This is a genomic window from Azoarcus indigens (genome assembly GCF_004361735.1).
Classification (GTDB): Bacteria; Pseudomonadota; Gammaproteobacteria; order Burkholderiales; family Rhodocyclaceae; genus Azoarcus; species Azoarcus indigens.
In genome coordinates this window covers 343,448-368,260 of record NZ_SNVV01000001.1, presented here as the reverse complement: position 1 = coordinate 368,260, position 24,813 = coordinate 343,448, and the positions used below count along the sequence as shown (strand labels likewise).

Annotated in this window: 20 protein-coding genes and 3 tRNA genes; 11 read left to right on the top strand and 12 right to left on the bottom strand. The window is 66.4% G+C overall.

What is annotated here, in order from left to right; all coding sequences use genetic code 11:
* Positions 1-281 precede the first annotated feature (281 nt).
* From tig to gltX, 9 genes are all read left to right on the top strand, one after another.
* Positions 282-1,586: a trigger factor gene (gene tig / locus C7389_RS01700; protein ID WP_133587715.1), complete on the top strand. Its 1,305-nt coding sequence runs from the start codon at positions 282-284 to the stop codon at positions 1,584-1,586.
* A gap of 18 nt (positions 1,587-1,604) precedes the next feature.
* Positions 1,605-2,240, top strand: coding sequence for an ATP-dependent Clp endopeptidase proteolytic subunit ClpP (clpP, locus tag C7389_RS01695; protein ID WP_133587713.1), 636 nt, complete (start codon positions 1,605-1,607; stop codon positions 2,238-2,240).
* A 13-nt stretch (positions 2,241-2,253) separates the two neighbouring features.
* The gene (gene clpX / locus C7389_RS01690; RefSeq protein WP_133587711.1) at positions 2,254-3,522 is read left to right on the top strand and encodes an ATP-dependent Clp protease ATP-binding subunit ClpX; all 1,269 of its coding nucleotides are present in this window, start codon (positions 2,254-2,256) and stop codon (positions 3,520-3,522) included.
* A 77-nt stretch (positions 3,523-3,599) separates the two neighbouring features.
* Positions 3,600-6,020, top strand: coding sequence for an endopeptidase La (gene lon, locus C7389_RS01685; protein WP_168977651.1), 2,421 nt, complete (start codon positions 3,600-3,602; stop codon positions 6,018-6,020).
* Between the two features lie 202 nt (positions 6,021-6,222).
* A complete protein-coding gene (locus tag C7389_RS01680; RefSeq protein WP_133587709.1) occupies positions 6,223-6,495 on the top strand; it encodes an HU family DNA-binding protein in 273 nt (90 codons plus the stop codon).
* A 49-nt stretch (positions 6,496-6,544) separates the two neighbouring features.
* A tRNA-Val gene (locus C7389_RS01675) sits at positions 6,545-6,620 on the top strand.
* A 106-nt stretch (positions 6,621-6,726) separates the two neighbouring features.
* Positions 6,727-6,801, top strand: a tRNA-Val gene (locus tag C7389_RS01670).
* Between the two features lie 53 nt (positions 6,802-6,854).
* Positions 6,855-6,929 (top strand) — tRNA-Val (locus C7389_RS01665).
* 111 nt (positions 6,930-7,040) lie between these two features.
* A complete protein-coding gene (gltX, locus tag C7389_RS01660; protein ID WP_133587707.1) occupies positions 7,041-8,447 on the top strand; it encodes a glutamate--tRNA ligase in 1,407 nt (468 codons plus the stop codon).
* Positions 8,448-8,471: 24 nt separating this feature from the next.
* Here gltX and mnmC read toward each other — a convergent pair whose 3' ends face one another.
* Both mnmC and lysS read right to left on the bottom strand, forming a co-directional pair.
* Complete coding sequence (mnmC, locus tag C7389_RS01655) at positions 8,472-10,406, bottom strand: bifunctional tRNA (5-methylaminomethyl-2-thiouridine)(34)-methyltransferase MnmC2/FAD-dependent 5-carboxymethylaminomethyl-2-thiouridine(34) oxidoreductase MnmC1 (protein ID WP_133587705.1); 1,935 nt, start codon at positions 10,404-10,406, stop codon at positions 8,472-8,474.
* A gap of 128 nt (positions 10,407-10,534) precedes the next feature.
* Entirely contained in the window at positions 10,535-12,040 is a 1,506-nt protein-coding gene (gene lysS, locus C7389_RS01650) for a lysine--tRNA ligase (protein ID WP_133587703.1), read from the bottom strand.
* A 165-nt stretch (positions 12,041-12,205) separates the two neighbouring features.
* Between lysS and C7389_RS01645 the strand changes: the two genes are divergently transcribed.
* Positions 12,206-12,559 (top strand): hypothetical protein, encoded by a 354-nt coding sequence (locus C7389_RS01645; protein WP_133587701.1) that lies wholly within the window; start codon positions 12,206-12,208, stop codon positions 12,557-12,559.
* Between the two features lie 37 nt (positions 12,560-12,596).
* Here C7389_RS01645 and C7389_RS01640 read toward each other — a convergent pair whose 3' ends face one another.
* The 7 genes from C7389_RS01640 to prfB form a co-directional block, all read right to left on the bottom strand.
* A complete protein-coding gene (locus C7389_RS01640) occupies positions 12,597-13,208 on the bottom strand; it encodes a LysE family translocator (protein WP_133587699.1) in 612 nt (203 codons plus the stop codon).
* Positions 13,205-13,633, bottom strand: a complete 429-nt coding sequence (locus tag C7389_RS01635) for a DUF2784 domain-containing protein (protein ID WP_133587697.1) — start codon at positions 13,631-13,633, stop codon at positions 13,205-13,207. Before C7389_RS01635 ends, C7389_RS01640 begins: the two co-directional genes overlap by 4 nt.
* A gap of 96 nt (positions 13,634-13,729) precedes the next feature.
* On the bottom strand, positions 13,730-13,873 hold the full coding sequence (locus tag C7389_RS24780; RefSeq protein ID WP_162851636.1) for a glycine zipper domain-containing protein: 144 nt from the start codon (positions 13,871-13,873) through the stop codon (positions 13,730-13,732).
* A 428-nt stretch (positions 13,874-14,301) separates the two neighbouring features.
* Positions 14,302-17,091, bottom strand: coding sequence for an AAA family ATPase (locus C7389_RS01630; protein ID WP_133587695.1), 2,790 nt, complete (start codon positions 17,089-17,091; stop codon positions 14,302-14,304).
* Positions 17,091-17,810, bottom strand: coding sequence for a hypothetical protein (locus tag C7389_RS01625; RefSeq protein ID WP_133587693.1), 720 nt, complete (start codon positions 17,808-17,810; stop codon positions 17,091-17,093). The genes C7389_RS01630 and C7389_RS01625 overlap by 1 nt, the downstream gene beginning before the upstream one ends.
* Positions 17,811-17,817: 7 nt before the next feature.
* Positions 17,818-19,146 (bottom strand): hypothetical protein, encoded by a 1,329-nt coding sequence (locus C7389_RS01620; protein WP_246034588.1) that lies wholly within the window; start codon positions 19,144-19,146, stop codon positions 17,818-17,820.
* Positions 19,147-19,339: 193 nt separating this feature from the next.
* A protein-coding gene (gene prfB, locus C7389_RS01615) for a peptide chain release factor 2 (protein ID WP_133587691.1) occupies positions 19,340-20,444 on the bottom strand; the annotation gives its coding sequence in 2 pieces (ribosomal slippage) (positions 19,340-20,362 and positions 20,364-20,444; 1,104 coding nt in all).
* A gap of 345 nt (positions 20,445-20,789) precedes the next feature.
* On the opposite strand from prfB, the gene C7389_RS01610 reads away from it, so the two are divergent.
* On the top strand, positions 20,790-21,197 hold the full coding sequence (locus C7389_RS01610) for a DUF2721 domain-containing protein (protein ID WP_133587689.1): 408 nt from the start codon (positions 20,790-20,792) through the stop codon (positions 21,195-21,197).
* Between the two features lie 28 nt (positions 21,198-21,225).
* Here the strand turns inward: C7389_RS01610 and recJ are convergent, their stop codons facing one another.
* The 3 genes from recJ to C7389_RS01595 all read right to left on the bottom strand — a co-directional run bounded on the left by recJ (position 21,226) and on the right by C7389_RS01595 (position 24,696).
* Positions 21,226-22,917: a single-stranded-DNA-specific exonuclease RecJ gene (gene recJ / locus C7389_RS01605; protein WP_133587687.1), complete on the bottom strand. Its 1,692-nt coding sequence runs from the start codon at positions 22,915-22,917 to the stop codon at positions 21,226-21,228.
* On the bottom strand, positions 22,914-24,011 hold the full coding sequence (locus C7389_RS01600; protein WP_133587685.1) for a hypothetical protein: 1,098 nt from the start codon (positions 24,009-24,011) through the stop codon (positions 22,914-22,916). The genes recJ and C7389_RS01600 overlap by 4 nt, the downstream gene beginning before the upstream one ends.
* A gap of 94 nt (positions 24,012-24,105) precedes the next feature.
* Complete coding sequence (locus C7389_RS01595) at positions 24,106-24,696, bottom strand: DsrE family protein (RefSeq protein ID WP_211168149.1); 591 nt, start codon at positions 24,694-24,696, stop codon at positions 24,106-24,108.
* Positions 24,697-24,813 lie beyond the last annotated feature (117 nt).

The following is a 24,813-nucleotide window of genomic DNA, read 5'->3' as shown; positions in this document are numbered from 1 at the left end:
GGCGCTGCTGGCCTGCTGGCCTGCAAGGGACGCCGTGCCTTGCATTCTCACCCTTCTGAGGGCCACGCGATAGAGCGAGTTCCACGCCCAAGTGCGCATTTTTTCACCGGCCCGCGTGCATTTTCCGGCCGGATGGCCGCTGGAAGGAAGACCCGCCCCCTGTGCTAGAATCGCCGTTTTCTTGAAACAAGCTCGAGCCGTTCGCAAGCCCCGGATTTAATGGAAGTAACCGGGTTTGACGTGCGTCCGGGCGGTATTTTTGACCACTCAGGATCGATTTAATGCAGACCAACCAGGAAACCCCGAGCGCACTGGAGCGCCGCATCGACATGTCCGTTCCCATGGCGGAAATCGACAAGGAAGTGGAATCCCGCCTGAAGCGGATGGCTCGCACCGTGAAGATGCCGGGTTTCCGGCCTGGTAAGGTGCCGATGAAGATCGTCGCCCAGACATATGGTGCTCAGGCCCGTTCCGAAGCGATTGGCGCTGCAGTGGAGAAGGTGTTCGGCGAGACAGTCCGGGAACAGAATTTGCGTGTCGCTGGTTACCCGCGTATCGAACCGAAGGAAGTGGCTGGCAGCGAGGCGCTGGAATTCAGTGCGGTGTTCGAGGTCTACCCGGAAGTCGTGCCGGGCGATCTGTCGGAGCAGCAGATCGAGCGGCCGGTGCTGAACGTCGGTGACGCCGAGGTGGACAAGACCATCGACGTGCTGCGCAAGCAGCGCACCACGTTCCAGGTTGCTGAGCGGGCTGCGGCGGAAGGGGACCGCGTCGTGATCGACTTCGCTGGTCGCAAGGATGGCGAGCTCTTTGACGGTGGTCAGGCGAATGACTTCCCCTTCGTGATTGGTGCCGGCTCAATGCTGAAGGATTTCGAGGCGGCGGTAACGGGTTTGAAGGCGGGCGAGAGCAAGACTTTCGACATGACCTTCCCGGAGGATTACCACGCCAAGCATCTGGCGGGACAGACGGTGCAGTTCGAAGTGACGGTGAAGGCGGTGGAAGCGCCGGTGCTGCCCGAAGTCGACGCGGATTTCGCCAAGGCGCTGGGCGTGGCGGACGGTGACGTCGCCAAGCTGCGCGAGGAAGTGAAGGGCAACCTGGAGCGCGAGGTGAAGCGCCGCATCCAGGCCAAGGTGAAGGAGCAGGTGATGGACGCGCTGCTGGCGGTCACTCCGATCGAGGTACCGAAGGCGCTGGTAGAGGCGGAGTCGCGGCAACTGGCCGACAATGCCCGGCGTGACCTCGAAATGCGCGGCATGAAGTCCCAGGACATCCCGGTTGAGCCGGCCTGGTTTGCTGAGCAGGCTGTACGTCGGGTGAAACTCGGCCTGATCATGGCTGAACTGGTGAAGGGACAGGAATTGCACGCCAAGCCGGAGCAGATCCGGGCCCTGGTGGAAGAGATGGCGCAGAGCTACGAGGACCCCTCGGAGCTGGTACGCTGGTATTACGCTCAGCCCGAAAGGCTGGCGCAGGCTGAAGCAGTGGTGATCGAGGACAATGTCGTGGGCTGGGTGGTTGACCAGGCCAAGGCCACCGACAAACCGGTCGCTTTCGATGAACTGATGGGCAATGCGGCGTAAGCCGCGGAAGAACTGACGATGAACAACGGAACACCACAGCACAGCACCTGGGATCCGGTCGGCCTTGGCCTGATTCCGATGGTGGTAGAACAGAGCGGTCGCGGCGAACGGTCGTACGACATCTACTCCCGCCTTCTCAAGGAGCGAGTGGTGTTCCTCGTCGGCCCGGTGAACGACGTCACCGCCAACCTTATTGTTGCCCAATTGCTGTTTCTGGAGTCGGAGAATCCCGATAAGGACATCCACTTCTACATCAATTCTCCGGGCGGGTCGGTGACGGCTGGCATGGCGATCTACGACACCATGCAGTTCATCAAGCCCAACGTCAGCACGCTGTGCATCGGCCAGGCGGCCAGCATGGGGGCTTTTCTTCTGGCGGCCGGTGAGAAGGGCAAGCGTTTCTGCCTGCCGAACTCGCGGGTGATGATCCATCAGCCTCTGGGTGGCTTTCAGGGTCAGGCCTCGGATATCGAGATCCACGCTCGCGAAATCCTGCACCTGCGTGCCCGTCTTAACGAGATGCTGGCATCCCACACCGGCCAGCCCATCGAGCGGATCGAGAGAGATACCGACCGTGATAATTTCATGTCTGCCGCAGCTGCCGTCGAGTATGGCCTCGTCGACAAAGTGCTGACCAGCCGGGCAGATACCTGAGGAGAATCAGACCATGACGGAAAAGAAGACGGGTGGCGAAAAGCTGCTTTACTGCTCGTTTTGCGGCAAGAGCCAGCATGAAGTGCGCAAGCTCATCGCGGGTCCGTCCGTCTTCATCTGCGACGAATGCATCGAGCTCTGCAACGACATCATCCGTGATGAGATTGCTGGCGACGTCGAGACGGAAGGCGTCAAGGGCAAGCTACCCACGCCGCATGAGATCTGCGAGATCCTCGACCAGTACGTGATCGGACAGCCGCAAGCCAAGCGCAGCCTGGCCGTGGCGGTGTACAACCACTACAAGCGTCTGCGCCACCTGACGGGCCGGCAGGATGAAGTCGAACTGTCCAAGAGCAACATCCTGCTGATCGGCCCTACCGGTTCCGGCAAGACGCTGCTCGCGCAGACCTTGGCTCGCCTGCTCAACGTTCCCTTCGTGATGGCTGATGCCACTACGCTTACCGAAGCAGGTTATGTGGGCGAGGACGTCGAGAACATCATCCAGAAGCTGCTGCAGAAGTGCGATTACGATGTCGATAAGGCGCAGCAGGGCATCGTCTACATCGATGAGATCGACAAGATTTCCCGCAAGTCGGACAACCCCTCCATCACCCGCGACGTCTCGGGCGAGGGTGTTCAGCAGGCCCTTCTGAAGTTGATCGAAGGCACAGTGGCCTCCATTCCGCCTCAGGGTGGGCGCAAGCATCCCAACCAGGATTTCATCCAGGTTGATACCACCAATGTGCTGTTCATCTGCGGTGGTGCCTTCGACGGTCTTGACAAGGTCATTCGCAATCGGACCGAGAAGGCGGGCATCGGTTTCGGCGCCGAAGTGAAGAGCCGGGAGGCCAAGAACCTCTCCGAGACCTTCCGCAACGTCGAGCCGGAAGACCTTATCAAGTTCGGTCTCATCCCCGAGTTCGTCGGCCGTCTGCCGGTGGTGGCCACCTTGCAGGAACTCGATGAAGATGCGCTGATCAAGATCCTCATCGAGCCCAAGAACGCGCTGGTGAAGCAGTACCAGAAGCTGTTCTCGATGGAGGGCGTGGAACTCGAGATCCGGCCCGGCGCGTTGCATGCTGTTGCGCGCAAGGCGATTCGCCGCAAGACGGGTGCGCGTGGCCTGCGCTCCATCCTTGAAGCTGCGTTGCTTGATGTGATGTATGACCTGCCCACGCTGGAGTCGGTGGAGAAAGTCGTGGTGGACGAGGGCACGATCGAGGACGCCGCCAAGCCGCTGCTCATCTACGCTGAACAGCAGAAGGTTTCCGGCTCCAACTGAGCTGTCTTCAACCCGCCGCTTGAATTTCCAGGTCACGCCCGCATATGGGTGTGACCTTTCTCGCAAGGAAAATGAAAATGTCGGGCCATCCTGAACTCCCCAACGACCAGATGGAACTGCCGCTGCTGCCGCTGCGCGATGTGGTGGTGTTTCCTCACATGGTCATTCCGCTTTTCGTGGGCCGCCCCAAGTCCATCAAAGCGCTGGAAAACGCGATGGAAGCGGGCAAGAGCATCCTGCTCGTCGCCCAGAAGTCGGCGGCCAAGGATGAGCCCTCGGTCGAGGACCTTTATTCCATCGGCTGCGTTGCCAATATTCTGCAAATGCTGAAGCTGCCGGACGGCACCATCAAGGTGCTTGTCGAGGGCGTTCAGCGTGCGCGCATCGACTCGGTCGAGGACCTGCGCAACCTCTTCGTTGCCAAGGTGACGCCTGTTCCCGTGCCTGAGATCGACAACAATGAAGTCGAGGCGATGCGCCGCGCCATCATTGCCCAGTTCGATCAATACGTTAAGCTGAACAAGAAGATCCCGCCCGAGATCCTGACCTCCCTCGCGGGTATCGAGGAGCCGGGGCGCCTGGCCGACACCATTGCAGCTCACCTGCCGCTCAAGCTGGAGCAGAAGCAGGAAGTGCTGGAAATGTTCGACACCGGTGAGCGGCTGGAGAAGCTGCTCTCGCAGCTGGAAACCGAACTGGACATCCTCCAGGTCGAAAAGCGCATTCGTGGCCGTGTGAAGCGGCAGATGGAGAAGAGCCAGCGCGAGTATTACCTCAACGAGCAGGTCAAGGCGATCCAGAAGGAACTTGGGGAAGGTGAAGAAGGTGCCGACCTCGAGGAGATGGACAAGAAGATCAAGTCCTCGGGCATGCCCAAGGACGCGATGGCCAAGGCCCAGGCGGAGTTCAAGAAACTGCGCTTGATGTCGCCGATGTCTGCCGAGGCGACGGTGGTTCGTAATTACATCGAGACCTTGATTGGCCTGCCGTGGAAGAAGAAGTCCCGCGTCAGCAAGGATCTGGCGGAAGCCGAAAAGGTGCTGGACAAGGATCACTACGGGCTGGAGCGGGTCAAGGAGCGCATCCTCGAATACTTGGCCGTGCAGCAGCGGGTGGACAAGGTCAAGGCCCCCATTCTCTGCCTCGTTGGCCCTCCGGGCGTGGGCAAGACTTCGCTCGGACAGTCGATCGCCAAGGCGACCAACCGGAAGTTCGTCCGCATGGCGCTGGGGGGAGTACGCGACGAGGCCGAGATCCGCGGTCACCGCCGCACTTACATCGGTTCCATGCCGGGCAAAATCCTGCAGAACATGAGCAAGGTTGCCGTGAAGAACCCGCTGTTCCTGCTGGATGAAGTGGACAAGCTGGGAATGGATTTCCGTGGCGATCCTTCTTCCGCGCTGCTCGAGGTGCTTGACCCGGAGCAGAATCACACCTTCCAGGATCATTATGTCGAGGTCGATTTCGACCTCTCCGATGTGATGTTCGTGGCGACGGCGAACACGCTGAATATTCCGCCTGCCTTGCTGGACCGTATGGAGGTCATCCGTCTCTCGGGCTACACCGAGGACGAGAAGGTCAATATCTCCCAGCGCTACCTGTTGCCGAAGCAGATGAAAAACAACGGGTTGAAGCGGGACGAACTGTCCGTGACCGAGGAAGCGCTACGGGACGTCTGCCGCTATTACACCCGCGAAGCAGGGGTGCGCAGCCTGGAGCGTGAAATCTCGAAGATGTGCCGCAAGGTGGTGAAGTCGTTGGTGCTGAAGAAGCGCTCCAGCAAGATCGTCATCAATGCGAAGAACCTGGATAAGTATCTTGGGGTCCGCAAGTACAGTTTCGGTATTGCTGAGAAGGAAAATCAGGTCGGCCAAGTGACGGGTCTGGCCTGGACCGAGGTTGGCGGTGAGCTCCTTACCGTGGAGGCAGTTGCGCTGCCGGGCAAGGGCAAGGTGATGACCACTGGCAAGCTCGGGGAGGTGATGCAGGAGTCCATCCAGGCCGCCCTCTCCGTCGTGCGCAAGCGCTCGCGCTCGCTCGGCATCGACGAGGACTTCTACCAGAAGAGCGACATCCATATTCACCTGCCGGAAGGCGCGATTCCCAAGGACGGTCCCTCTGCCGGCATTGCGATTTCGACTGCACTCGTGTCCGTGCTTACAGGTATTCCTGTGCGCTGCGATGTTGCGATGACGGGGGAAATCACCTTGCGCGGCGAAGTTCTTCCCATTGGCGGGTTGAAGGAGAAGTTGCTGGCAGCGGTGCGTGGCGGTATACGTACGGCCTTGATTCCTGAAGAGAACGTCAAGGATCTGGCCGATATTCCGGACAATATCAAGAATGCATTGGAGATCGTTCCGGTCAAGTGGATCGACCGTGTGCTTGAGTTGGCGTTGGAGCGCAAGCCTGAGCCCTTGCCGGAGAAGGAAGCCGAGGTGGAAGGCGCGGTGACTTCTTCAGAGGATGCAGCTTCCGCGCAAAATATTCGCGCGCACTGAACTTAATTCTCCCCTCGATTGTTGCTGTGACGATGCCGCACCCTTGTATTACAAGGGTGCGGCGTTTTCTTGACATGCTCGATTTTCGCACGCTATAAAGCCCTTGCAGCTTGCAACGCATTTGGAATGGTCCGGAATCCCGCGCCGTTCCTGGGTTTGGCAGAGATAGTCCCGTCGCAATTCCATCGAGAAGGGGGTTTACGTGAACAAATCCGAACTGATCGAAGTCATCGCCAAGCAGGCCGAAATCTCAAAGGCTTCTGCGGGTAAGGCGTTGGACGCAACCGTAGCGGCAGTCAAGCAGGCATTGAAGAAGAAGGATAGTGTGACCCTGGTCGGATTTGGCACTTTTTACGTAGGGGATAGGGCTGCGCGGACCGGGCGTAATCCTCGGACCGGAAAGAGCATCAAGATCAAGGCAGCCAAGGTTCCAAAGTTCCGCGCTGGCAAAGGCCTTAAAGATGCAGTAAACTAAGAGGCTTGCTTGAAGCGGTTGCCAGTGGAAGGGTGATCGTCTCCGGCGCGGGTGCTTAGCTCAGTTGGTAGAGCGCTAGCCTTACAAGCTGGATGTCGGCGGTTCGATCCCGTCAGCACCCACCAAGAATTCAAAAAGCCGATCCTTCTGATCGGCTTTTTCATTGATGGCTTGTAGATGCTGCTTGACGCAGTACGCGTGCAACTCCTACAATCCGGCCTCTTTCGCGAGGGGCGGTTAGCTCAGCGGTAGAGCACTGCCTTCACACGGCAGGGGTCACTGGTTCGATCCCAGTACCGCCCACCAGGTTGGGCCTCGACGAAAGACCTGAAAAGCTGCGTGTTTCAAGCGGGCTGATCGGGCGGTTAGCTCAGCGGTAGAGCACTGCCTTCACACGGCAGGGGTCACTGGTTCGATCCCAGTACCGCCCACCAAGAACATGAAAGCCCCGGAACGAATCCTTCGTTCCGGGGCTTTCGCTTTTCAGCGGTTGAACGCGGGCCCATCGTCTAGAATTGCGCCTTTACGTTTGCCACGCCTTTTAAATGTCTTCCAGCTCCCCTGTCCGTACCCGCTTCGCTCCTAGCCCGACCGGTTTCCTGCACATCGGCGGAGCAAGAACTGCATTGTTCTCCTGGGCCTATGCCCGTCGCCATGGTGGGCAGTTCGTGCTGCGCATCGAGGACACCGACGTGGCGCGCTCAACGCCGGAGGCGGTTCAGGCCATTCTGGATGGGATGAAGTGGCTCGGGTTGGAGCACGATGAGGGCCCGTTCTACCAGATGCAGCGCATGGATCGCTACAAGGAAGTGATCCAGCAGATGCTGGCTGCGGGGACTGCGTATTACTGCTACACCTCGGCCGAGGAACTGGAGCAGATCCGCGAGGAGCAGCGCGCAAGGGGAGAGAAGCCGCGCTACGACGGCCGCTGGCGGCCGGAGGCGGGCAAGACCTTGCCGGAGCCGCCGGCAGGCGTGACGCCGGTCGTGCGCTTCCGCAATCCGGTCGGGGGCAGCGTCGCCTGGGAGGACCTGGTCAAGGGCCGGATCGAGATCGCCAACGCCGAGCTGGACGACTTCATCATCGCCCGCGGTGATGGCACGCCGACCTACAACTTCTGCGTGGTGGTGGATGACTGGGACATGGGGATCACCCAGGTGATCCGTGGCGATGATCATGTCAACAACACCCCGCGCCAGATCAACGTGCTGCAGGCGCTGGGTGCTGCGGTGCCGCAGTATGCGCATCTGTCCATGATCCTGGGCGACGATGGTACCAAGCTCTCCAAGCGTCATGGCGCGGTCAGCGTCATGCAGTACGACGAGGAGGGCTATCTGCCGGATGCCGTCATCAACTATCTCGCCCGACTGGGCTGGAGCCACGGCGATGACGAGATTTTCAGCCGCGAGCAGTTCGTCGAATGGTTCGATCTCGACCACATCACCCCGTCGGCCGCGCAGTTCAACACCGAGAAGCTCAAGTGGCTGAACGCCCAGTACATCAAGAAGGCGGATGACGGCTATCTGGCGGCGCAGGTTGCCAGCCGCCTGGCCCGGCGCGGGGTCGATCCCGAGGCTGGGCCGGCGCTGGAGCGGGTAGTTGCCTTGTACAAGGATCGCGCCACCAATCTGAACGAGCTTGCTGATGCGGCGGAGCTGTTCTGCGTCGAGTTGCATCCCGCGCCGGAGGTGCTGGCCCAGCACCTGACGCCGGTTGCCATTGCTGCGCTGAAAGGCCTGCATGACCGCTTTGCTGCGGCCGAGTGGGAGAAGACCGCGCTCAACCAGGCAATCAAGGACACGATGGCGGAGCATGGGCTGAAGATGCCGCAGGTGGCGATTCCACTGCGCGTGGCGGTGCTGGGCGTGCCGCAGACGCCCTCCATTGATGCCGTGCTGGAAGTGCTGGACCGCGAACGCGTGCTGAAGCGCCTTGCGCGCTACCTGGGCTGAACTCCGCGCGGGCTCGCGGGAGGTTCATTCCTCCCGCAAGGCATGCCGCCGGGGACGCAGCAGGTAGCGGGCGGGATCCACCGCTTCCCACAGGTCCTTCTCCAGCGGCATGGGCTCGTTCTCCAGCCGCGCTGCCAGGGCTTCCGCCATCAATGAAGCCCACACCAGACCGCGGGCGCCGAAGCCCGATACCGCGTAGAGCCCCGCATAGCGCGGGATTTGCGCCAGTGCTGTGCCGGGCGCGTAGACGCCGCCGGGCAGGGGCAGGGCCCCGACCATGGGTAGCCGGTCCGGTGAGGCGGGGCGGAAGCCGACCCGTCCGGCCGGCGGACTGTCCTTGAAGGCGCTGGTGTAGCTGGGCAGCATCGCCTCCAGCTTTTCCAGGTTTTCGAGATGGTCTGCGTCCCGCAGGCCGGTTTCCTCGTCATCCACGCTGAAGGTAGCGCCGGCGCAGCGCAGGCCGTCTACCTCCGGGCTGACATAGCCGCCACGGCAAACCACCACCTTGGGCGGGGACCCCGCCGAGGCTGGCAGCAGGCTCACCTGGCCGCGGGCGGAGACCACAGGCAGCGCTGCCGCCTCCGGGAAAGCGGTGATACCGACGCCGCTGGCGAGGATGGCGACCGGCGCGCTGGCGATGAGCCCGCCATCCGCCGACAACAAGCGCCAGCCTTCGGCCTCCGGGCCGCGCTCCAGCCGGGTTGCCTTTACGCCGAAGTGAGCACGTATCTTCTCCGGATGCGCCGCCAGATTGGCGCGGCACAGCGAGGGCGGCTGCACCCAGCCGCTGGAGGGGAACCACCAGCCACCATTGGACACTGGCCAGCCGGCGATGCCGGAAGCCTCCTGCGCATTGACGAAGCGCAGGAAGGAGGGCGGTGGCGCATGGCGTTCCACGACCGCTGCCATTTTCTGCTCTTGCTTCTCGTCACGCCCCAGGTGAAGCACGCCGCTGGCGTCCCAGCGGGGTGACAGGCCGCGCTGGCCGAGTGCGGCGATGTGCCGCAGTCCATAGAGGGTACCGGCCCGCGTCAGGCGGCTCATGCGGTTGTCGTCAAGACTGGGCAAGGGACGGAGCACGCCGGCGTGGTTGCCGGAGGCGGCTTGGCCGGGGCCGCTGGCGGCGTCCACGATGTCTACCGTCCAGCCGCGGGCGGCGAGGCGTTCGGCGAGGGAGGTGCCGGCCACACCGGCACCCAGGATCAGCGCATGCCGGGCGTGAGCCGTGGCATTCCCCCCGGCTTGCGGGTTGCGGTAATCGCGTCCGCCGTAGCTGCCCAGCAGCATTTGACGCTTGCCGCCGAAGCCGGGCGCTTTTGCAACTTCGAAGCCCGCGTGCCGCAGGCCTTCGCGGACTTCGCCGGCTACCGACCAGGTCGCCAGCGTCGCCTGCGGCGAGGCCAGGCGGGCGAGTTGATGGAACAGGCGCGGCGACCACAACTCGGGGTTCTTCGCCGGGGAGAAGCCATCCAGATAGAAGGCGTCGGCCTGGAGGTCGAACTGGCCGAGCAACTGGGTGGCGTCGCCCAGGCCTAGCGTGAGGGTAACGCGGCCCTGGTCCAGATGCAGGCGATGCAGTCCCGGCACCAGGGTTGGCCATGCACGCTGCAGTTCCTCGGCGAGGGCAGCGAATTCCGGCCAGCGTTGGTGTAGCTGGACGAGGTCATGCCGTTCGAAGGGATGCAACTCGCAGGAGACGAAATGCAGCCGCTCGCAACGCGCAGGGTCCGCCCGCCAGGCCTGCCAGGTGGCGAGGAAGTTGAGCCCCAGGCCGAAGCCGGTCTCCAGTACGGTGAAGTGCCGCCGCCCCTGCCAGCGTTGCGGCAGTTGGTTGCCGGCAAGGAAGACGTGATGAGCCTGCCCAAGGCCACCGTCGCTGGAGTGATAGACGTCGCCGTAGGCGCTGGAGTAGGGCGTGCCGTCCGGGGCGTATTCGAGGCGGGCTGGCTGTATCGGCATGGTGGATCGCTTGAGGCTGATCGGTGTTCTCGGGGTTCCGGCAGCTTGGGCTGCGGCGGGTTGTAAAAGGACAAAACCCGCTGTGCGCAAGCAGCAGCGGGTTTCGGGTGCGACGGCGGGCGGCAGCCTTATTCGGGTCGCATCTGCGGAAACAGGATGACGTCGCGGATGGAGGGGCTGTCGGTCAGCAGCATCACCAGGCGGTCTATGCCGATGCCGCAGCCGCCGGTGGGCGGCAGGCCGAATTCCAGCGCACGGATGTAATCGGCATCGAAGTACATCGCCTCCTCGTCGCCGGCTTCCTTGGCCTTCACCTGCTCCATGAAGCGGGTGGCCTGGTCCTCCGGATCGTTCAGCTCGGAGAAGCCGTTGGCGATCTCGCGGCCGACGATGAAGAGCTCGAAGCGCTCGGTAATGTCCGGGTTGGCATCGTTGCGGCGCGCCAGCGGGGACACTTCGGCCGGGTAGTCGATGATGAAGGTCGGCTCCCACAGCTCGGCTTCGGTGGTCTCTTCGAACAGGGCGAGTTGCAGGCTGCCCAGGCCCATGCCGGCGCGCGCCGGCGCCTTCAGGGCTTCCAGCTTGGCGCGGATCCAGTCAGCATCGTTCAGCTGTTCCAGGCTGTATCCCGGGTGGTATTTGTGAATGGCCTCAGTGATGGTGAGGCGGGCGAAGGGCTTGGACAGGTCCAGCTCGCGGCCCTGGTAGACGAAGCTCTCGGTGCCCAGCGCCTCGCGTGCGGCGTTGCGGATCAGGCCTTCGGTGAAGTTCATCAGGCTGCGGTAGTCCGCGTAGGCCTCGTAGAACTCCATCATGGTGAACTCGGGATTGTGGCGCGGGCTCAGGCCTTCGTTGCGGAAGTTGCGGTTGACCTCGAACACCTTCTCGAAACCGCCGACCACCAGGCGCTTCAGGTAGAGCTCCGGCGCGATGCGCAGGAAGAGTTCCATGTCCAGCGCATTGTGGTGGGTGACGAAGGGCTTGGCCGCGGCGCCGCCGGGGATGGGGTGCATCATCGGCGTTTCGACTTCGAGGAAGCCGTGGCCGGTCATGTAGTTGCGGATGGACTGCACCATGCGGCTGCGGGCGACGAAGGTGAAGCGCGTCTGCTCGCTGACGATCAGGTCCAGGTAGCGCTGGCGGTATTTCTGTTCGACGTCGGTGAGGCCGTGGAACTTGTCTGGCAGCGGGCGCAGGCTCTTGGTCAGCAGGCGGATCTCGGAGGCCTGCACGGTGAGTTCGCCGGTCTTGGTCTTGAACAGGGTGCCGACGCAGCCGACGATGTCGCCGATGTCCCAGTGCTTGAAGTCGGCATAAACGTCCTCGCCCACCGCGTCGCGCTTCACATAAAGCTGGATGCGGCCGGACAGGTCCTGGATGGTGATGAAGCTGGCCTTGCCCATCACCCGCTTGAGCATGACGCGCCCCGCAACCTTCACCTCGACCGGGGTGGCTTCCAGCACTTCGGCTTCTTTCTCGCCGTAGAGCTCGTCGAGTTTGCCGGCGGTGTTCTCGCGGGCGAAGTCGTTCGGGAAGGCGCGGCCGGTCTGGCGCCATTGCGCCAGCTTCTCGCGGCGCTCGGCGATGATGTGGTTTTCGTCCTGGGGGGTAAGCGGGGCGTTCTGGTCGGACATGATTCGTCGGCACTGTGGTCAAGAGCGCAATTGTCGCAGGCGCGCCACGCCGCGGCAAATCGAGCTTGCATGGAAGCGGGCGCAACCACGCGGGAAAACCGGCTCCGGGCATGCTCCGGCTCGGTCCTTGCATCGCTTTCCGTCATCCAAACCCTGGAGTGCCGGATGAGCCCCGAACAGATCGCCGACTGGGCGCGTGCCCACCTTACCGATCCGCTGGATGTGGATTGCACCACCACGGTGATGCTCAAGATACTCGACGGCAAGTGCAAGATGGGGCCGCGGGACAAGGACGTGATCCCGCTGTTGTATGACGCTTTGCGTGGGCGCCCCGGCCGCCTGCTGGGCGAGGACATGCACAGGCTGATTGCGCGGGCCCGCGCCGGCGAGCGCGACGCGCTGGTGGCGGAGATCTACGAACACCGGGTGCTGGCGGAAACGGCGATCTCCCGACCGGTGATGAAAGCTTACAAGGCGTGCTTGCGGGAAGCCGGGGTATTGGGGACTGGCGCGGATTGAGCGTTTGCTCTTTCTCTGCGCCGGCGCCGGCGATGCCTCAGCGCTCCGAGAAGGCCAGCCTCGCCCCCAGCACCGCGAAGGCACCGGCAAAGCCGCGCCTCAGGGCGTGCTGCACCCGGCGGGAATTGATCACCAGGCGGCGGAAGCCGTGGGCGAGCAGGCCGTAGATGACGAAGACGACGAAGGTCATGGCCATGAACACGGCGCTGAGCAGGGCGAGGTCGGCCAGTGGCGTCGCCGAGTCGGCGGCGACGAACTGGGGCAGGAAGGCGAGGAAAAACAGCGTCAGCTTGGGATTCAGGATGTTGAGCAGGAAGGCGCGCAGCATGATTGCGCCGGGCGTGGCCGCCGCATTGCGTGTCGGCTCGAAGGCGGTGGTGTCGCGCCAGGTGGCGTAGGCGAGGAAGAGCAGGTAGGCGACGCCGGCGAATTTCAGCGCCTGGAAGGCCAGCGCGCTGGCGTGGAGCAGGGCGGCGAGCCCGGCCGCGGTGGCCAGCAGATGGGGCAGGATGCCGGCGGTGCAACCGAGCGCCGCATAGCAGGCTGCCAGCCGGCCGGCGAAGAGGCCGGTGGAAATGGTGAACAGCACGCCGGTACCGGGAATCAGCACGACGACCAGGGCGGTGAGGAGGAAATCGGCGGAGATCATCGGCTTTGCTCGCTGCGTGGGGGGTGGGGCGTGCGTTGGGGAGGGAAACGCCACCAGGTGGCGGCGACCAGCAGGCCAAACAGGGTGTAGGCGCAGATGAAGACCCAGGGCGGCGCTTCGAAGAATAGCAGCCGCTGCAGCCAGTATTCGATGAAACCCGGCCCTGGGCCGCTCTGGCCGGCCTGCTCCCGCAGCCAGCCTTCCAGCGTGGTCAGCGGACAGGTGACGCCCAGCCAGGCTTCAGCGGCAACGATTGCGATGGTGGCGAGATGGGCGAGGCGGAACCCGAAGCGATTCACCCAGCGCCAGCCTGCCAGGTTGCCGGCGACGATCAGCGGCAGGCCGCCGACGACGAAGAGCACCAGGGTGAAATGGGCGCTCAGCACCAGGTCGGCGAGCAGTCCATAGGGGAGGGCATCGTTCATCGCTGGCCTTCGGGCGCTCGCCTTGGCGGGGGCTTGAGTTGAAGTGCCCGGTCGGAAGTGGATCGGGAGTGAGAGGCAGGCCGCGATGATATTGGACTATTTGCCCTTGTTCGCCAGCGACAGGGCGATGCCGAGCGCCAGCCCGATGCCTATGCCCAGGCCGATGTCGTCCAGCGCCAGGCCGATGGCGGCGCCAGCGACCACGCCCAGCCCGACGTTCGATGACGGTGTTCCTGACATGGCCTCCCTCCGCAGCCGTAGGTGAATCCGGGGCCCGCCCGCGCGCAAGGAGCGGTGCAGGCAGGCCGGTGCCCATGTGCTGTAAGTCTTTTCTGGCGAGGGATGGTTCGTCGGACGGCTGAGCGGCGTCGGTGGGACGAGCAATTTCAACCGGAAGTGAAGCCTGTGTGGGAAGCCGCAGCCGGCTTGTCCAGGCCTGCAGCCCCCTCCGGCCTGCCGCCGAGGGGGCCCAAGCGTGGAGCGGGAGAAGGCCGCCGCGGACATGAACGTGGCGGCGTCTTGTGGGCTTCCCCGCGCTGCGGCCCGCCAGCCACAGGGCGTTCCGGTGGGCGAAGCAGCGCTTCTTTTTTCCGCCCACCCCCCGCGAGGGAACAGGGCGTAGGGCGGCGTTTCCTGGGCCGGGCCGGTTCATCCGAACCGCGCCGGCCCTAAACCGCGCGCTGCAGCACCCCGATCGGCGGCGCCCAGTTCTCGGCGGGCGGCTTCTTCCGCGTCACCAGCGTCAGCTGCGCTGGCGCGAACACGTTGGCGTTGTGCGTCACCGGCGTGGTGATGAGGTATTGCGCGCGGGTGGCGCGCAGGAAGGTGCCGACCCGGTCGATGTTGGCGACGTCGAGGTGGGCGAAGGGCTCGTCGATGAAGACGAAGCCGCCGGGGCGGGCTTCGTCCATCAGCAGCGCGATCAGCAGGATCAGCGACTTCATCACCTGCTGGCCGCCGGAAGCTTCGCCGTCGTTGAGGCCGACCGCGCCCTTGCGGTCGAAGTCGAAGCGCACTTCCAGGCCGGCCTGGGCGAGGGAGAGGTCGTCGTTCTCCAGGTGGGGCATCGCGCAATCGACGCTGACGTTGGCGAGGTCGCCCAGCGCCTTCAGGTTCTTGCTGTATTCGCGCACGGTGGCGCGCAGCTTGGCGATGTAGGCGGCGCGGGCGTTGTCGGTGTGGTTGCGGGCGGTGACGCAGTAGCCCTGGCGGTCCAGGTAGTCGCGTTCGCGCAGGGCGACGTCGGCGCCCAGGCGGTCGCGCACCACCAGCACCGCCGGGTCGGTGATCCACTCGCCTTCGTCCAGGTGGCGGCGCAGGCGCTCGGCCTGCAGGCGGGCGCCGCGGGCGTCGCCGTACTTCTCCGCCAGCAGGGCGAGTTCGTTCTGCTCCAGCCAGTGCGCCGGCATGCCGCGGCGGCGGCGGCGCAGTTTCACCAGGCGCTGGGCCTGGGCGTGGCGGCGCGGGCCGTGTTCGCGGGCGATGTCGGCCAGCCGCAGTTCGATGGCCTTGAGCTCGCGGCCGCGGCGGTCGGCTTCGATCTCGACGCCGCGCAGCCGCTCCACCAGCTCGTCCAGCGCGCCGCGGCTTTCGGCGCGTTCGGCGATGGCGGCGGTGAGCGCCTTGCGCGCCTGCGGCAGTTCGGTTTCGGCGTCGTTGTAGCGCTCGGTGTTGGCGGCCAGCAGCTGGGCGGATTGCAGGCCGAGCAGGCGCTGGCGCACGCCGCTGAGGCGCTTCTCGGCTTCGTCCAGCTTGGGGCGCAGGGCTTGCAGCTGCTTGTCGAGCTGGGCGATTTCGTCCTGCAGGCCGGCGAGGCGCGACTGGCGGGCGAGTTCGCCGAAGTGGAATTCGCTTGGCCGGCCGAGGTGGCGGGCGCCGCGGCGCTCGCGGTGGTAGCCGTCCTGGGTGATCCATTCCTGCTCGCGCGGCAGGTCGCGGGCGTCGTCGGCGTCCTTCACCCGGCGGATGCGGTTCAGCAGATCGCTGAGCCAGCGCGGCACCGGCGCGCTGAAGTTCACCACCTCCGCCAGGCTCATCGGCCGCGGCGGCGGGGCGGCTTCGCGTTCCGGCACGATGAAGTGGCGGAAGCGTTCGCGCTCGCCCAGCGACCAGGCGAGGTGGCGGTCGGATTCCCGCTCCAGCAGCACCATGTGGCGATAGGGGCGCAGGATGGCTTCCAGCGCCGCCTGCCAGGCGGGGTCGGTGACTTCCACCACCTCCGCCAACCCCTGGTGGGCGACGCCCTCGGCGGCGAGGCGGGCGCGGAAGCGGGCGACTTCGCCGTCGGTGGGGGGGCCGTTGCGGTTGCGCTCGCCGCGCAGGGTGTCGGTCTTGTCCTCGAAGGCGGCGACCAGCTCGCGCTCCTTGCGCTTGAGGGCGACGACGGCGGCGTCCGCCGCTTCGTGCTCCTTCTCCAGCGACAGTGCGTCGGCGCCATGCTCGGCGGCGAGCTGGGCGCGCAGGGCGTCGCGCTCGGCCAGTAGCTTCTCCAGGTCGCGCACGCGGTCGTGGGCGGCGAGGTGGCGCTGCTCGGCGTCGCCGTCCTGCTCTTTCAGGCGCTTGCGCTCGGCAGCGCCGGCCTGCTGTTCGGCCTGCACCGCTTCCAGGCGGGCGCGGGCGTCGCGCTGCTCGGCCAGTTTCTCGGCGCGCTCGCGGCTCACGCGCTGCAGGTCTTCGCGTTCGGCCACTACCTCGCGCGCCAGTTCGGCGGTTTCCAGCCGCGGCACGATCTCCGCCTCCAGCGCCTGCACTTCGTCTGCCAGCTGCTTCCATTCGAGGAAGCGGTTGGCCTCGGCCTTCTTCTCCTCGGCCTGGGTCTTGAGGCGTTCCAGGTCCAGCCCGAGCTCGTCCAGCTCGCGTTCGGCGCTCTTCTGTTCCTCGCGGGCGGCCTGGTAGTTGTCCAGCACTTCCTTGTCGCCGAAGACGTCGAACACCAGTTCCAGCAGGGCCTTGGGCGAGTATTCGCAGAGCTTGTCGGTGTCGCCCTGTTCCAGCGCCAGTACCTTGGTGATGGCCGGCGTCAGCCCGCCCCAGGCGAGGCGGTGCTGGTAGTCGCGCAGGCCTATCCAGTCGCTGGTCTCTTCCAGCGCTTCGATGGGCTGGTTGCCGTCCACGATGGTGTAGTCGCGTATCCAGTCGCCGCCGGCCTTGCGGATGCGGCAGGCCAGCGTGACTTCGTCCGACAGGCAGGGGAAGAAGGGGCGCTTGCCGGTGCTGCCCGGCAGGTTGGCGACGATGGCGCGTATCCAGGCGTAGCTGCGGTCGGCGCGGCGCACGTAGCGGCGGAAGTCGCGCTTGCCGGAGCAGCGCAGCGCGAACAGGGTGCGCAGGGCGTCGAGCAGGGTGGTCTTGCCGGAGCCGTTGGGGCCGACGATGGTGATGATCTGGGCGTCCAGCGGCAGCGAGAAGCGGCGCCAGAAATCCCAGTGCACCAGTTCCAGGGTCTTGATGTGGAACATCAGCGTTGTTCTCCGTTGTCGTCCTCGTCGCCGGCGTCTTCGTCCGGCAGCACGTCGGCCATTTCGAAGGCGTTGGCTTCGGGTACTTCGTGGCCGGCGGCGGCCAGGATCTCGCCCAGGGTGCCGTGGATGATGCGGTCGGCCATGGTGCGGTAGTCCAGCGCCACGTCCAGCAGCGGGCCTTCGCTGACGACGCCGTTGCGGCGTTCGAGGAAGCCGAGGCGGGCGAGCTTGCCGAAGGCGATGTTCATCTTGGTCTTGCCACCGAGGCGGGGGCCGAAGTCGGCGATCAGCGAGGCCTCGGTAAGGCCGGCGGAGACGCTGTCGCCGTGCGCCACCGGCTTGTCGCCGCCAAACAGGTCGGTCTGGCCGTCACCGGCGAGGTCGCGGCGGGTGACCTGGCGTTCGCGCTTGGGCAGCACGATGAGCGCCCACACCACCACCAGCAGCGCGATTTCGTTGCGTTCCAGGCCGAGGTTGCTGGCGGCGTACTCGCGGCCGGCGCCGAACACCGGCTCGGCCAGTTCCGGCTGCAGGGCGACGCCGACGTGGGCGGCGTAGGGGTTGTCCAGCAGCTGCATGCCGATGTCGCCGAGGCGGCGGTCCAGCTCGAAGCGGAAGGTTTCATCCACCAGCGCGCGGCGCACCAGGCGGTCGCCGCGCGGCAGCCAGCGCAGGGCCAGCAGGCGGGCGATCAGGGTCTTGAGTTCGTGTTCCATGTGCGGCTCAGGGGGAAATCAGCGGGGCGCCGTCGGCATCGACGGCGTCGGTGGCGGGCACAGGGCTTGCCGCGCCGCGCGGGCGCACTTCGCCCAGGGTCATCGCGGCGATCTCGTCCTCGCCCACCGGCGTCAGCGTGTCGTTGAAAACCACGTCCAGCGGCAGGCGCATGAAATCGCCGACGGGGCCTTCTTCCGGGCTGGCGTCCTCGCCGTCGGCCAGCAGGGCGAGCAGCGACAGGCGGTAGCTGGCCGGGCCGAAGCCGCCGCCCGCGATCACCGCATGCAGCGGCTGCGGCGCCGGCAGGCCTTCCAGCCGGCCGGTGAAGTGTTCCAGCAGGGCGAGATCCTCGGTGGGCGGCGCGCTGGCCACCGGCGCGAGGTCGGCCGGCGGCAGGGGGGTGGCGGCGTCGATGGCGTTGGCCTGGCCGTCCAGCACTGCTTCGGCGCGGTCCAGCAATTCATGGCCGCCGGCCAGCAGCGCCGGGTCGGGAATGGCGGAAACCGCGTCGGCCAGCAGGCCGGCGAGGCTGGCGACATCCTGCTTGCGCAGCCAGGCGGCGACGTCCGACGACGAGATGCCGGAGCCACCCAGCGTGACCCGCTGCGATTCGATCTTGTTCAGCGCGCGCTGGAAGGCGGCATCCACCCGCGCCAGGCGCGACTGGGCAAGGCCGATGCGCTGGGCGATGCGAGCGATGTCGAAGGACACCTCCGGGTCGGCCAGCAGCTGGTTGAGGATGTCGGTACCGCGCTCCAGCCAGCGGCCGTTGGCAGAGAGCCGGCGGCGGGCGTCGACGATGCGGAATTCCGAGCCGGAGGCGATGGCTTCCTCGAAATGCCAGGACAGGTCGTTGAGCTTGGACAGCAGGTGGCCGAGCGCTTCCGGCGTCACGCTGCCCACCGCCTGCAGGCCGGCGAGCTGGGCGGTGAGGAAGCCCAGTTCCGCGTCCTCTTCCTCGCCGAAGCGCAGCAGCATCACCAGCGCCGCCACCGCGTTGCGGCCGATGTCGGAGAGGAAGTAGTTGCCGTCCTCGCCGATGGAAAGCAGGGCGTTGTCGCGCAGGCGCTTGAGCACCGTTTCCAGCTTCACCGGGTCGAGGTAGGCGAAGCGGGCGCGCAGCGCTTCCGGCGACCAGCGCGGCACCTCGGCCTCCTGGCCGATTTCGCGCAGCACCAGCAGGCGCATCAGCACCTCCGCCTCGGTGCCGCGGAACAGGGTGATGAAGGCGTCCAGCATCGGCCGCGCGGCGGACAGCGCGGCCAGTTCGGGCACTTCGTCGGCGTCCACGCCGGGGGCGAGGAAGTCGGAGAGCAGGGTGGGGTTGTCGTTCAAGGGCCGGGCCTGGCTGGATTGAAGAAACCCGCCCGCGGCTGGGCCGGGGGCGGAGGCAGGGGCCGTTGTTCGGCGTTGCGGGTATTCGTGCTTCGGTTTGTGCCGCGTGCCGGATGAGCGGCGACGCAGCCGCGGAACGGCGGGCGGAGGCGCGAGCGCGGCGAGCGCTGCATGCCGGCCCCCGCGCCCGGGCTCACACGCCCTGCTTCAGGCTGGCGGCGATGAAATCGTCCAGGTCGCCGTCCAGCACCGCCTGGGTATTGCCCACTTCGTAGCCGGTGCGCAGATCCTTGATGCGCGACTGGTCCAGCACATAGCTGCGGATCTGGTGGCCCCAGCCGATGTCGCTCTTGGCATCCTCCAGCTTCTGCTGCTCGGCCTGGCGCTTGCGCAGCTCCAGCTCGTACAGCCGCGCCTTCAGCATGGACATGGCTTCGTCCTTGTTGCGGTGCTGGGAGCGGTCGTTCTGGCACTGCACGACGATGCCGGTCGGCGCGTGGGTGATGCGCACCGCGGAGTCGGTCTTGTTGATGTGCTGGCCGCCGGCGCCGGAAGCGCGGTAGGTGTCGATGCGCAGGTCCGCCGGGTTGATTTCCACCTCGATGGAGTCATCCACTTCCGGATACACGAACACCGAGGTGAAGCTGGTGTGGCGGCGGGCGTTGGAGTCGAAGGGGCTCTTGCGCACCAGGCGGTGGATGCCGGTTTCGGTGCGCAGGTAGCCGTAGGCGTAGTCGCCGCTGAACTTGATGGTGCAGTTCTTGATGCCGGCCACTTCGCCTTCGGTCTCTTCCATCAGCTCGACGGTGAAGCCCTTCTTTTCGCCGTAGCGCAGGTACATCCGCTCCAGCATGCCGGCCCAGTCCTGCGCCTCGGTGCCGCCAGCGCCGGCCTGGATTTCGATGAAGCAGGCGTTCGGGTCCATCGGGTTGGCGAACATGCGGCGGAATTCCAGCTTTTCCACCTGCGCGCCCAGCTCGCCGAGATCCGCCTCCACGGCGACGAAGGTGTCCTCGTCGTCTTCCGCGTCGGCCAGCTCGTACAGATCCTTCAGATCGGTGGATTGCTGTTCGATGTTCCGCAGCGTGAGGACCACGTCCTCGAGCTGGCGCTTTTCCTTGCCGAGTTCCTGGGCGCGGGCGGCGTCGTTCCAGACGGCCGGATCTTCCAGGGCGCGATTGACTTCTTCGAGCTTCGACGATTTCTCGTCGTAGTCAAAGATACCTCCGCAGTTCCCGGCCCCGCTCCGCGAGGTCGGCGAGTTTCTGGGCGATGGCGTTCTTGCGTTCGGCTTCCATGGAGCGGCTCCGGGGGATTTCGGAAAACCGGGCATTATACCGGCGCGCGGCGCGCTCGCCCTCGCCGCTGCCATGTTTTCCGCCGTGGGCGGCCGTCCGGGGGCGCTCCCCGGCCCTGACGCTGTTTGCGGATGCGCCGGGCAGCGGTATCCGGCCGCGCCCGCCGGCCGCCGGGGAACCCCGCAAAACCGCGCATTGCCCCGCAGCGGCGGGCGACACGATAATCCGCCGTCGACCGGCAAGGCCCGCAGGCGGCCCTCTCGGTACGGCGCAAGCAATCAGCGGCTGAGCGGCCGGGAAGAAAGGCCGGCCAGCATTCATACTGCTTTTTTCTGCCCAGGACATATGGACATCACCACCCCGGCGCTGCTCTTTCCCGCCATCTCGCTGCTGCTGCTCGCCTACACCAACCGCTTCCTTACGCTGGCGCAGGTCATCCGCCAGCTGCATGCCGCGCCGGCGCAGGACAGCGCGGTGGTGATGCGGCAGATTCCCGGCCTCAAGCGGCGCATCCACCTGATCCAGTACATGCAGTCCTTCGGCGTGCTCAGCTTCCTGCTGTGCGCGCTGGCCATGCTGGCGCTGTTCATGCATGGCGAGACGGCCGGCAAGGTACTGTTCGGCGTCAGCATCGTCGCGCTGGCGGTGTCGCTGGTGCTGTCGCTGCTGGAGGTGTTGATCTCCACCAATGCCTTGTGGGTGGTGGTGGAGGACATGCAGCGGCGCGGAGTTGGGGTGGGGCCGGAGGCCTGAACCGCAGGCTGTTGGCCGGCGGCCCGGCTCAGGCCGCTTCGAAGTGTTCCAGCATCAGTTGCACGCTGGAGACGCCGTTGTATTCGTTCACCGCCAGGCGGAAGGCGGCGTGGATGGTGTCCGGCGCGCCGTCGGCGTGGTTGAAGCGGATGGCCTCGTAGCGGCTGCCCTGCTTGCCCAGCTCCAGCTTCAGGTGGCGCTCCTTCAGCAGGCGCTGGCGTTCGACGCGGAACACGTCGTTGAACACCGGCGCAGGGAAGCCCTGGCCCCAGATTTCCTGGTCCAGCAGGCGGGCGGAGTCCAGGCTGAGGTAGCCGGTTTCCAGCGCGCCGTCGGTTTCGATGCGGCGCTGCAGGTCGGCCGGCTCCAGCAGGCCGGAGACGACCTCTTCGAAGGCCTCGCGGAAGCGTGGGTAATCGGCCTCGCGTATGGTCAGGCCGGCGGCCATGGCGTGGCCGCCGAAGCGCACGATGAGGTCGGGATGGCGCTTGGTCACCAAGTCCAGCGCGTCGCGCAGGTGCAGGCCGGGAATGGAGCGGCCGGAGCCCTTCAGCTCGCCCTCGTTGCCGCGCGCGAAGGCCACCGTCGGCCGGTGCAGCCTTTCCTTGATGCGGCCGGCGACGATGCCGATGACGCCCTGGTGCCAGTCCGGCTCGAACAGGGCGATGGAGGCGTTGCCCTCGGCGTCGAAGCCTTCCAGCCGGGCGGCGGCCTCTTCCTGCATCTCGGCCTCGATGCTGCGCCGCTCGCGGTTCAGCTTGTCCAGCTCCTGGGCGATGTTGAGGGCGCGGCCGGGGTCGTCGGTGATCAGGCATTCGATGCCCAGGCTCATGTCCGACAGGCGGCCGGCGGCGTTCAGGCGGGGGCCGAGGGCGAAGCCGAGGTCGAAGCCGCTGGCGCGCGCCGGGTCGCGGCCGGCGGCGGCGAACAGGGCGCGGATGCCGGGCTGCATGCGGCCGGCGCGCATGCGCTGCAGGCCCTGGGAGACGAGGATGCGGTTGTTGTGGTCCAGCTTCACCACGTCGGCCACCGTGCCCAGCGCCACCAGGTCCAGCAGGTCGCCCAGGTTGGGCTCGCGGCCGTTCTCGAAAGCGCCGCGCTCCCGCAGCTCGGCGCGCAGCGCGAGCATGGTGTAGAACATCGCGCCGACGCCGGCCAGGCACTTGCTGGGGAAATCGCAGCCGGGCTGGTTGGGATTGACGATGACGTCCGCCTCCGGCAGCTCGTCGCCCGGCAGGTGGTGGTCGGTGATCAGCGTGGCCATGCCGTGGGCGCGGGCGGCGGCGATGCCTTCCACGCTGGCGATGCCGTTGTCCACCGTGATGAGCAGATCCGGCTCCAGCCGGGCGGCGATCTCCACCATGGCCGGGGTGAGGCCGTAGCCCAGGGTGACGCGGTCCGGCACCAGGTAGTGCACATCGGCGCCGAAGGCGCGCAGCGCGCGGATGCCGACCGCACAGGCGGTGGCGCCGTCGCAGTCGTAGTCGGCGACGATGACCATGCGCGCGCCGGCCTCGATGGCGTCGGCCAGCAGCACCGCCGCTTCGCGGGTGCCGGTGAGGGCGTCCGGCGGCAGCAGGGCGCGCAGGCCGTAGTCCAGCTCGTTGCGGGCGCGAATGCCGCGGGCGGCGTAGAGGCGGGCGAGCAGGGGATGGACGCCGGCATCCATCAGGGCGGCGACGGTGCGCTGGGAAATGGCGCGGGGCTGGATCTGGATCATGGGTTCTCGGGCGGCGGCTCGGTGGGCAGGGCCGCGGGCGGCGGAGCCAGGGTTTTCAGGAGGGCGTCCAGCGGCTGCGGCCGGCGCCAGAACTTCCAGCGCGCCTGCCGGCCCAGCCGTAGCGACAGCGTGTGGCGGTCGCCGGGGGCGCTGAGGGTGAGGGCGGCGAGGCGGCCCTGGTCCAGCGCGGCGGCGAGCGGGGCGAACCAGCGCGTCTCCACGTCGGCCAGCGCGGCGCGCCAGGCGTCGAGGTCCAGCTGCAGCGCCGGGCGGCGCAGGCTGTCCAGCACCACCAGCGTGTCGGTGGCGGGCGCGGCGAGGGCGGCGCCGGGATCGGGTTCGGCGGGCGTCAGGCCGGCGGCGCGGGCGAGGCCGCGCAGCAGCGGATCGCTGGCCTGCACCCTGGGCTGCGGCGCCTTCAATGTGCCGGGCAGGGCGCCTGCGCCCCACAGCCACAGGCTGTTCACCGTGCGCCTGCCGGCGGCTTCGCGGGCCTGGTTCACCGGGTGGTTGTGCAGCACGATCTGCAGCTCGTTCATGGTCCGCTGCCAGATCAAGCCGTCGCGGCCCTCGGGCAGGAAGGGCGCAATCGGCCGGCCGATGACGTCATTGAGCGGATACAGCGTGGCCTCGGTGGGCGCGGCCAGGCGCAGGTACCAGCGCGCCGGCGTCGGCGTCGGCGCCTCGAAGCGGCCGAGGTCGGCGAAGGTGTCGTTGAGGCTGGCGAGCAGCGCGGCGGTTTCCGCTGCATCCGGCGGGTCGCCCTCGGCGGGGAAGTCGCTGAGCAGCATGCGGTCGCGGGCGAAGTGCAGGTGCACCGGGTCGGCGCACAGCCACTGGGCGGGCGGCTCGCCGGTCGTGACGTCCACCGGCGCGTCGGCTTCGCCCAGGCGGCGCAGCGCGGCCAGCGGCAGCTCGCCCTCGCCTAGGCCGAACAGAGCGGCGAGCTGGCGGTCCAGCGGCGCGAAATCGGCGATCTGCTGCTCGCCGCGGCCGAGCAGGCGCGACAGCGCCGGCAGCGCGAGGCCGGCGGTGGGGGAAATCGCGGGAGCGCCCGGCCACAGCAGGCCGGGGAGAACGAGGTGGATCTGCATCTAGGGATGTCGCCCGGGGCTGGTTTGGGCGGGCGCGAGTCTAGCACGCGGGGCCTTGCCTCCCGGCCGCGGCGCGGTGGCGGCGGGCGCGGTTTCAGGGGCGGATGTAGACATAGCCTTCGCGCGCCTGCAGCCGTGCCACCTCGGCGACGCCGCTGGGCACCACCTTCGCTTCCAGCACCACCTTGTCCGCCGGAATGCCGCGGCCGACCAGGGTGTTGTTGCACACCACGAAGTCCACGCCGCGGGCGGCCAGCGCGCCGATGGCGCCGGTGAAGGCGTGGCCCTGCGGGTCGGTGGCGCCTTCGAGCAGGAAATCGATGCCCGGCCCGTGGGTGACCACGGTGATGCGGGTTTCCGGCGCGGCGTTCAGATGGTTCTGGATGTTTACCAGCCCCCGTGCCGCCTGGGCGCTGCCATCGCTGATGTGATAGACGACCTTGATCGGCGCCTCGCTGACCTGCGCCAGCGCGGCGCCGTTGCCGGCCAGGGCGAGGACGGCCAGCAGCGCCGGGACGAGATTGCGCGGCAGCAGCAAGCAGAGCAGGGCGGTCCAGAGGGCTGCCGGATTGCTGCCGGAACGGTTCGGCTGCGCCAAGGCGAAAGCGCTGCGGGAGCCGTTCCAGCGCGGCTGGGGACCGTTGGGGAAGGAAACGGAACGGGAGTATAGGCGCATGATTCGCATGGTTATTTTCCTGAGGGGCGAGGCTGCCCGCGGTCGTGCCATGTTACGCAAAAAGCCGCAGTCTGCCGCCTGAGCAAGGCGGCGGCCGATACAATGGCGGCCATCATGAGTCAGCCC